Source organism: Streptomyces nymphaeiformis, assembly GCF_014203895.1.
Taxonomy (GTDB): domain Bacteria; phylum Actinomycetota; class Actinomycetes; order Streptomycetales; family Streptomycetaceae; genus Streptomyces; species Streptomyces nymphaeiformis.
On sequence record NZ_JACHJY010000003.1, the window covers coordinates 320,359 to 329,213 of the forward strand.

The window sequence follows — 8,855 nt, forward strand, 5'->3', positions numbered from 1 at the left end:
GTTGCCTGGCTTCGGGCAATATCGCTTGAGCCTGCTACGCGACCTGCATGAAGCGCCTGGACAATGCGCTCCTGAAGCGATCAGGAGACGTCGTCTCCTGGCTGCTCCGCCTCTGCCTCGAAGCTGGGACCGCGATACTCCGGATGGTTTCGATCAACGGCTCCCGCCACATGAAGCGGTACGGGATGGCGGGTGCGCGCATCCCAAGCAAGCGACTGATGGCACAGTGCCGCAGCCAATGCGGCCAGGTCCTTCGCCTGGTACTCCCCCGGCTGCGGGACAGTGATCTGAGTCGCGGTGAAACTGTGCCAGTCTTTGCGCAGCAGCTTTTCCTTCAGGTTTTCCGGAATCGTGAAGCGGGTGCACGTACTGCCATTGATACCCGTTTGCCCGAAGCCGTCGTAGCTGCGTGACTTCTGTGCGAAGTACCAACTGGTCAGCCCGGTGGAGGTCGTCCGTTCGTGCAGCCAGTCGTCAGGGGCTTGTGGCCGCGCCGGGTCGCGTCGCCCCCTGGCGTCGGCTCGATCGACCGGCGTGGGAACTTCGCCATACGACGTGTTGATGCTCACCACGGCCACCGAGCGCCCGTTGTCGTCGAGACCCTCGCTCGGGAGCGTCGCTTCGCCGAAGCGGGCGTGCTGCAGCCCTGGCCAGATGGTTCGGCACGCTTCCGTGTCCACAAAGATGACGAGCGACGTCTGCCCGGGCAGGATCCGCAGCGCGGCCTTGATGTGCTCGCGGACCAGTGCGGCTCCTTCCTTGTGGCGTGCGTGCTGATCCACGCCGATCGAGCCGGCGCCGAAGGCTGCCTCTCCTTGGGGAAGGGGTAGCCAGGCGTGATGACGGCGGCTGTACATCTCCAGTCGCCAGGGCTGGCTGGGGTCCGGATCGGTGTGGAGGGCTGTGAGGACTTCCACCATCTGTGTCTTGTCAGCAGAGCCGATCTTCGCGCTGATCCGCTGCTGACGCAGGTGCACGCCCACAAGGATGGTGGGACGGTCCAGTGAGACGCCCTCGGCAAGTCGTCCGTCGACCGCTCCCATGCGAAACATCAGGTCACGCAGTCCGTTGATCGCCGGGTAGTCCAGGCGTGGCCTGCTCTGCTTCGGCTTCTTCGGCGTCTCGCCTTCCGCAGGTTCTGGGGCACCGTCAACGCCCAGGGGCTGATCAGCGTCGGCCGCCAGCTCCGGGGTCGGAGCTTCCTCATCCTCCGGCTTGGGCGGCTTCGGCCGCGGACGTTGGGCGATGAATTGGGAGACCATTCCCCGGCGGTGGAAGTGCCTGCGGAGGTCGCGCTTCGGGTCGTAGACGTCGGCTTGCTGCCCCTTTCGAGAGGCGCGTCTCTTGGGATTCCAGATCGTCTCGACCCAGACGCCGGTGAGCGCAGTACTTACAAGGGGTGTAAGAAAGGCAAGTTCACGGTCCCAGTCGACCGGCGTCTGGGACACCAGAGCGGGCATCCGATGGAGTCGAACGCACAGCCTCTTGGTGAGCTGGTAGTCGTGGTTGTCTTCCCAGCCCGCAGTCTCTTCTGGTTCCTCAAGGTACGGGGTGAGCGCGGTGATCATACGTTCACGTGTGTACTCATCGTCGTAAAGAGCAAGGATCCGCACGTGATCCTGCTCTGCACCGCTGAGGGCGTGATCGAGATCCTCTCGTACGACCGGTCCCGTCACGTGCCGGATGACTTCGACGTCTGTCCGCTCATACGTGACCTGCTCGATCTTCAGCTCCTTCGCCGCCTCCTTCACATAGTTGGCGAGGTAGAGGTTGAACCGAGTGCCTGTGCCTTTGCCCAGCGGATGCTCAGTGGGCCCGGGTACCAGGGCGCGCGCTGCGCCGCTCATCTTCTCCAGGGTCTCGTTGGTACCGAGCTCGATCGCCTCCAGGTTGCAGGCCGCGACGACCTGGGCGGTGAAGTTGCGTGCGTACGGTTCCCAGCTCTCGCCGCTACGGCGGTGGCCTACGGGCAGGCGGAGCACGATGTTCTCCTTGCCGCGCTCGACGAACGCGGTGCGGGTGCCGGCCCAGTGCGTGGCCAGTCTGCTGAAGGTCGGCAGAACATGGATGCCGATTCTCGGTTCGCCGGGCAGGGTGATGACACGGAAGTCGAGTTTGTGCATTCCGTAGCCGGTCCTCGCCGGTCGTTCTGTCTTGCCTTTCAGAACGTGGTCCCAGGCGAGCAGGCTGCCTCTGGTGTCCATGAGCCATTCGAGGCGCTTTCCTGCGTCAGCCGTGCCGGCAGGCAGGTGGAGCGGCGTTTCGCATAGGGCGGCTGCGAAGTTCCATGCGGCGACTCGGTAGAACCACTGTGGTGCGCGCGGCCGGCCAGAGTCCGCGTTCTCGATGAAGTCAAGCAGCTTGGGCTTCACCATCTCGCTCTGCGCCAGGAGCGGGGCGAGGGTGTCGTCGTCCGCGCCGCCTCGAATGAGCCGCTCCCAACTACGAACGGCCCGAGTCAGCAGACGCGGCGCGATGGGCTTGGTGGTTGCGAGGACTGCGGGGACAACTTCATCGTCCTCGGGTGGGGTGATGGTGTCCGGCATGATCACGACAGGCTGACTGGTCACAGCGGACAGTGCTGTGGCGAGTCCTGCGTAGGCGGGCCGGACCGGCCTGGAGGTGTCGTTGTCACGATAGCGAGGCAATTGGTTCCATGCCTCAGCGAAGTCTTCTGTCAGCCGGTAGAGCACCACCCGGCCCAGACGCTTGGGTTCGAGAAGGTAAGCGAGGGACGTCAGCATGCGGTGTCCAATGAGTCACGGGTGACGTTGTGGTTGTCGGCGAAGGTGAAGAAGGCCCTGAGCGCCTCGCCATTCGTGGTGAGCAGGGTGTCGAGTTCACCGGAGCGGGCCCAGTCGGTGCGGAGTTGCCGGATGAGGCTCGGCAGGTCGGAGTTGCCCTTGGGGTCAAGGAACGCGTAGTCGACGAGCCGGATCCGGCCTGGTGTGCCGCCACGGCGTGCACGGCCGACCAGCTGGATGATGGAGGCGATGAGCTCGGCGGCGATGGCCTTCTTGGCGCGGCGCGGCAGGGCGCTGAAGTAGCGCTGGCTACTCAGCAGCTGGTCGAAGTACTGGCCGGAAACCTTCTTGGACCGCGCAAGCTCGAGCCATGGCTTGTCGTCGACTCGATGGTCGTCGAGGGCCCTGGCACCCACGTGGGCGAGCAGTTCGTCGGGGTCGTCGACGATCGACATGGGGCGTACGGCGAGCCAGATGGAGCCGATCCGGGACCGGCGCTCACCGGGCGTGAGGATGTTGAGGCTGCGTTCAGCACGCTTGAGCGGGGCAATGAGGATGCGGGCGTGCTCTCGGGCACCGAAGTCCTCCAACTGGTCCCCCGGGATCTCGATCCAGGGCTGATCTTCAGGGTCCAGCTCGGCTGCAGTGTCGGCATCCGCATCGGGCCTCACCGCTACGGCGATCAGGCCGGGTGGCGCGCCGGCGAGGCGCATGCCTTCGGCCAGATCTCGACAGCTCTCGTAGGAGGTAGTGGCGAGGAGGATCGCGTCCTGAACACCAGGAATATCTTGTGTAGCAAGCGCTTCAAGCTCGCGTGAGAGCTCGCTCCACAGTTTCATGCCCAGCTGCTTCGTGGCCTCCCGCCGCTTCTTGCCTGAAAGCCCGGAGATCCGGATCAGTTCCCCTTCCAGATCTGGAATGGGGCGGGCGTCGATGATCACCGACGATCCCTCGTCCGGCACGATGAGCTGGGGGCGGACGTGGATGTGGTGCCGGTGTGCGCCGGGCATGAAAGCTGTCGCGGACAGTCCGAGGACAACCCTGGGATGCCCCGAATGCGCGAGCGCGTTGATCAGTCCCAGTGAGGTGATGTAGCGGTGCGGATCACCGCCGAATGCCGCAGCACTGAGCTTGGTCTCGTGCAGGGACTTGGGGTTGTGGTCCTCGGTGAAGGCGAACACGAGTCGCCCGAGCGGGCCGTGTGGGATCGCCCTCCACTTCTCGTAGCCGCCAAGGGCTTGGGCGATCTCCTCTGCCGCCGGGACGCCGGCGAGTTTCAGTTGCGGGGCGTCGTGAACGAAGCTGTACAGCATCTCCCTCAGCGGCACCAGGAACATCCTGCGTGCCAGCCGATCGATCACCGCCGCTCGTGCCTTCGCCGCAGGAATCCAGGCAGCCAGCATCTCGAACAGCTCGCCGCGGGCATGCTCCAAGATGCCGGCGGCGTCCACGGGAGCGGTGATCGAGCGCACCAACCGTGCGAACTCGCGGACGTGAGAGGGAAGAAGGTACGTCGCGACCTTCCTGTCGTACACAGCTTCCAGCAATACGGCCGCTGCCGATGCCTCCCGCGATTCAGGATCGATGGACACTGTGGCCTCATCGCCCGAGAGGAACGCGGCAAGGTGTCTGGCCAACCATCCGTCCCACCGCTGGGGAACGATCCACCGACGGCCGCCTCGCCTCTTACGGGGCTTCTGCTGTGGATCGTCCGGCAGCTGATCGCTCAAGGTGAGATCGCCTCGCGCCAAATGCATGGTGTAGGTCTCAGCCAGGCGCCTGCACTCCGATACGTTGGAGCGTGTCCGCTCTTCCAAGGCCCCCGGCAGCCGGCCAAAGGCGCTGACAAGCTGACTATCCACCTCCAGCAAGGGGCGATCGTGTCCCCGGTCGCCCCACGCCAGCGGCAACCCACGTCCTGAGCGGTCCATCACCGTCGACTGGAAAGCATCGAGTTCATCGATGAGGACGACCTGGGCGCGGGTCATGAGGAACTTCTCCACGCTGACCTTCTCGTCCACCGTCCCGTCGTCCGCTTCCAACGGGATGTGCATGCGCCCCTCGTAAAGGTTGGCGTGCGTGGTCACGATGACTCGCGCCGCAGCCGCCTGCCGCGCCAGCCGGAATTTGCCGCAGCCCTGCCGGAAGGGGCAGACCTTCGGGGCCGGCATGCTCCGGTAAGGTTCTCCGCGCTCTGGGCGCACGGGGGTCAGCTTCGTACAGGGCTCTCCGCCCGGCACCCACGTGTCCACAGCTTCATCCACGGATGCGCACGCGGGCAGCTGGCAGGAGTACCCGATCCGGGCGAATACCCAGTCGACGTAGTCAGGATCATGCGAGCCCTTGACCGCTCTGTCCACTTCCCGCATCAAGCTGTTAGGGGACATCAGCGGGACGACCACCGTCGAGGCTTCCGCTCCCAGGCGTTCTCGGACACCCCATTCCTCGAGATCTCGCTCGATTGCGTGGGCGAGCTTCAGGGCATTCGCGTTGGTGTCGACGACCAGGGCAACGGTGTTCCCCTCTTGTACCGCCCAGGTGGCATAGCTTCGGAGCAAGACGCTCTTCCCGGAGCCAGTGGGAGCACTTAGCACCTGTGTCGGACCCGCCTGCAGTCTCAGAACGTCCTCGACCGCCTCCCCCCGCCCGGTCCGCATCTTCCTGAAGAAGGGCTCAAGGGTCTCGGCCCGGAAGGCTTTCCCCGTCCCTTGATCGAGCTGTGCGTTCAGCTGAAGGAAACCCGGGATCTTGAGTTCCACCTCCGGAAGCTCCGGGGCCGTGCGCAGCCGTGCCGGCTGCGCACGGCGCGGTGGCGCCTGGTGCTCCTCGAAGGTGTAGTAGGCGAGTACAGGTGCGCTCTGTCGGCCTGCCATCGGTACGCGCAGCGTGTGTGTGTACTCCCCCGGCTTCGCGATCGAGCTGGACACCAGCTGAGCTGCCCGGATGTCATCCATCTCCGACAGCAGCTGGTCAGCACAGGCACGGGGGTCGAGGCCATGGTGCGCGACCACTTGCTCCTGGCCGTCGAGCAGCCGGAAGCCTGGAACGCGCCGCTCGAAGAAGTTGATGTTGGCGTAGTCGCGGAACGCTGTGTCGTTCGCCAGCGGATTCGCCCTGTGAGCGATCAGGCGACTCAGGCGGCGTTGATCGTCCAGCGGGAGCGACGCGAAGGATGCCCAGGTGTCGTACTTACCCGTGAGCACGTATTGGGCGGCAGTCAGCGTGGTGCCCGACCTGCCGTCGGGGAAGTACGCCTGCGCACAGGCACAGGCACAGGCGATGAGGCGCGACAGGAGTTGGGACTGACGCCGCCCAAGACCATCACGTTCGCGAGCGTCGATCACCGGGCGCTCCTCGCCTCTGCGATCTTCTTCCTCACCATACGGTTCACGTCCTCGACCAACAGAACGGTGTAATCGGGCAGGAGGTCCTGCAACTCCGCGCGCTGCGCAGCTCCGCGGTGGTCCGGGAGGACGATGGTCTTTGCGGCGAGCGGCTTCTTGGCGACCTCGTCGGCCAGTGCGGCGGCACTGGCCACGTCCTTGAGATCGATCGCCCACGTCCAGCCGAGTTCCTCGATGGTGAACCTCAAGTCGTAGGCGTCCTGTCGAGGCCACAGTTCGACAGACAGGGGCGGCTTGCCGTCCCACCTCTTGTACAACTTGAGCTCCTCGACGCCGGGTACGACGATGTAGCGCCACACCGGGAACTCCACGCACACCGTCTGACGGTTGCCATCGCGCTGTACGACCTTCGCCGCGGGTTGTCTGCGCACCGTGTCATCACGCGGGCGGAGCTTGGGAGGTTGCCCGTCAGGCAAGGTGCGGATGGCGTATGCGGCGTTGTGGGCTCGGTAGCTGCAGCGCACTGATGCCCCGTTGACTCGCATGGGCCAGCGGCACTCCGGGCATGGCCACCAATAGCGTCCCTCGTGGGCGCGGTCTGGCGGCAGGGGCACGTAGCGGACTGGAGGCAGAATCCCCGCCTTGCTGCACCAGTCGGCGATGGCCTGCCGTTCACCGGCAGGGTGCTCGATCGGGAAGCGCCGACGAACTACGTAATCGGCATCGCTCGCACCCATCTTGAGTCCCAAGAAGGCGTCTCTTTCGACGAGTTCGTGCTGCATCCACGTCCATGTGGGCATCCAGCCACGACCGCGATCGCCTCGTTCAAGTAGTTCGACGATCGCCGAGCAGCCGTCGGAGTAGACGTCGTCGCTGATCTCGCCCCATTCCAGGACCGTGATCTGCCCAAGAGGGTCGCCCTCGAAGACTTCGGGAGCAAGTCGGCAAAGCGGGCCGCGAGACAACTGGTCGACGAGTTCAGCAGGCGTCAGCGCCTCACCTTCAGCCCCGAGGATGGAGTTGACCACCCCGGTCATGCTCATGACTTCGCGCCAGGCCCGGGATTCGTCACGCCGGATCGACCAGGCATAACCCAGACGGACGGTGGCACTGACCAACCTCGTCCGACGTCGACTCATAACGGCATCAAGCACCGTCACTCCTCCATCTCACTTTACTGAGTGTTCTTGACAGAGAGCTCTGTGTGACGGAGGCGATGATGCCGGAGCCTTCAAGGCTCGATCGCAAGCACCCCAGCCGGGCGTGGCGGACCGCCCGCGACCTACCCCGCACTTGACCTGGCCGTTTGCCCCAGCCGGGACCGGGAGGACAAATAGGAGATTCACTCGCTCGGGTGATCTATCCATTCCGCTTTACTCACAGCGAGGGGGCTCGAGCCGACGTTCGATCCCTCGGCGCCAAACGGCCGTCCATACCGGGGCCACTTTCGGTCAGTGGACCTGCCCAGTGTCCTGATCAGGGCGAAAGCACCTCGGGCTGATCTCTTGGCCGATTAGAGTGGTGGCGGACAAGAGCGCCGGTCGAGTGCGGCGCGGTGGAAAGGTGAGTCGGTACGGATGAGCGGGGTGCCCACGCGGATCGGCCGGTACACGGTGGCGCGGGATCTCGGCTCGGGCGGGATGGGTGAGGTCTATCTCGCCTACACGCCGGCAGGCGATCCTGTCGCGGTGAAGGTGATCCGCAACGACAAACTCGATCCGCTGACTCGTGCGCGCTTCGAGAAGGAGGCGCTGATCGCCCGCACGGTGATCGGCACGAACCGGGTGGCCCGCTTCCTGGACGCGGACCCTTACGCAGACCGGCCGTGGCTGGCCATGGAGTACGTGGCCGGGCGCACGCTGTTGGCCTGCGTGGACAGCGATGGCTTGCTTCCCCTGCCTCTGGTGGCCAGCCTCGGGGCATTGCTCGCCGAAGGCTTGTCGGCAGTCCACTCCGCAGGGCTGCTCCATCGAGACCTGAAGCCGCAGAACGTCATCCTGGGTGATGACGGACCGATGATCATCGACTTCGGGCTGGGCGCGTTCATGGATGCCTCGCAGGAGACGCTGTCGCACAGCGGCATGATCATTGGCACGGTCCGGTGCATGCCGCCTGAGCAGGCCGGCGGCCATCCGCAGGTGTCACCTGCAGCGGATGTGTACGCGCTGGGCACGGTCCTGCTGTATGCGGCGGCTCGCCACTATCCGTATGACGGATCGCGCTGGGAGGCGATTGCGGCACAGGTGACCAATGCCGAGATCGCTCCCGATCTCTCTGGTGTGCCTGCGCCGCTGGTGCCCCTGTTGGAGTCGATGCTTGCCCACGTGCCGGAGGAACGGCCGACTCTGCAGGCGGTCTCCGATGCGTGCGCGAGGGTTCTCTCCGACTCCGGGACGACACCGGCCGCCGCCCGTCTCGCGCTGATCGCCCACACCAACGGGGGCGGGTCTCCGCCGGCCCCGAGTGAGCCGCTGACGGTGTCGTTCGAGAAGCTCATCCACGAGCAGGCTGACCGCATCGAGCACGACGAACCGGCAAGCCCGCTCGACGACCCTGCGCGCGTATCGCAGGCCGAAGCAGACGAATCAGAGCCGGATCCGGACGAGCCTGAGGCTCTCCTGCCCGAACCGGCCCCGGGCTCCAAGACGCGGAGCGACCCACCAAGGCCGGGGGCGGCCAGGGGACGCCCCCCTGCATCAAAGCGGATCGCGGACGAGCTGCGCGCGTTGTATGCCGCCGATCCCGTTCTGTGACACCTGCGCTGACA

At 65.3% G+C, this 8,855-nt stretch carries 4 protein-coding genes; 1 reads left to right on the forward strand and 3 read right to left on the reverse strand.

Going from position 1 to position 8,855, the window contains the following annotated elements:
- Nucleotides 1–80 precede the first annotated feature (80 nt).
- Genes GGE06_RS11700 through GGE06_RS11710 form a run of 3 tightly spaced genes read right to left on the reverse strand, consistent with a single transcriptional unit; the run spans nucleotide 81 to nucleotide 7,242 of the window.
- Complete coding sequence (locus tag GGE06_RS11700; RefSeq protein WP_184930761.1) at nucleotides 81–2,744, reverse strand: RNaseH domain-containing protein; 2,664 nt, start codon at nucleotides 2,742–2,744, stop codon at nucleotides 81–83.
- On the reverse strand, nucleotides 2,738–6,088 hold the full coding sequence (locus GGE06_RS11705; protein WP_184930762.1) for a P-loop NTPase family protein: 3,351 nt from the start codon (nucleotides 6,086–6,088) through the stop codon (nucleotides 2,738–2,740). Before GGE06_RS11705 ends, GGE06_RS11700 begins: the two co-directional genes overlap by 7 nt.
- On the reverse strand, nucleotides 6,085–7,242 hold the full coding sequence (locus GGE06_RS11710) for a restriction endonuclease-related protein (RefSeq protein WP_184930763.1): 1,158 nt from the start codon (nucleotides 7,240–7,242) through the stop codon (nucleotides 6,085–6,087). Before GGE06_RS11710 ends, GGE06_RS11705 begins: the two co-directional genes overlap by 4 nt.
- A 423-nt stretch (nucleotides 7,243–7,665) precedes the next feature.
- On the opposite strand from GGE06_RS11710, the gene GGE06_RS11715 reads away from it, so the two are divergent.
- Nucleotides 7,666–8,841 carry a serine/threonine-protein kinase gene (locus GGE06_RS11715; protein WP_184930764.1) on the forward strand — a complete coding sequence of 392 codons (1,176 nt, stop codon included), beginning with the start codon at nucleotides 7,666–7,668 and terminating at the stop codon, nucleotides 8,839–8,841.
- The last annotated feature ends 14 nt before the right edge of the window (nucleotides 8,842–8,855 follow it).

Coding starts and splice junctions, on each gene's coding strand:
- GGE06_RS11700 (WP_184930761.1), bottom strand. CDS start 2,744: ATGCTGACGTCCCTCGCTTACCTTCTCGAACCCAAGCGTCTGGGCCGG.
- GGE06_RS11715 (WP_184930764.1), top strand. CDS start 7,666: ATGAGCGGGGTGCCCACGCGGATCGGCCGGTACACGGTGGCGCGGGAT.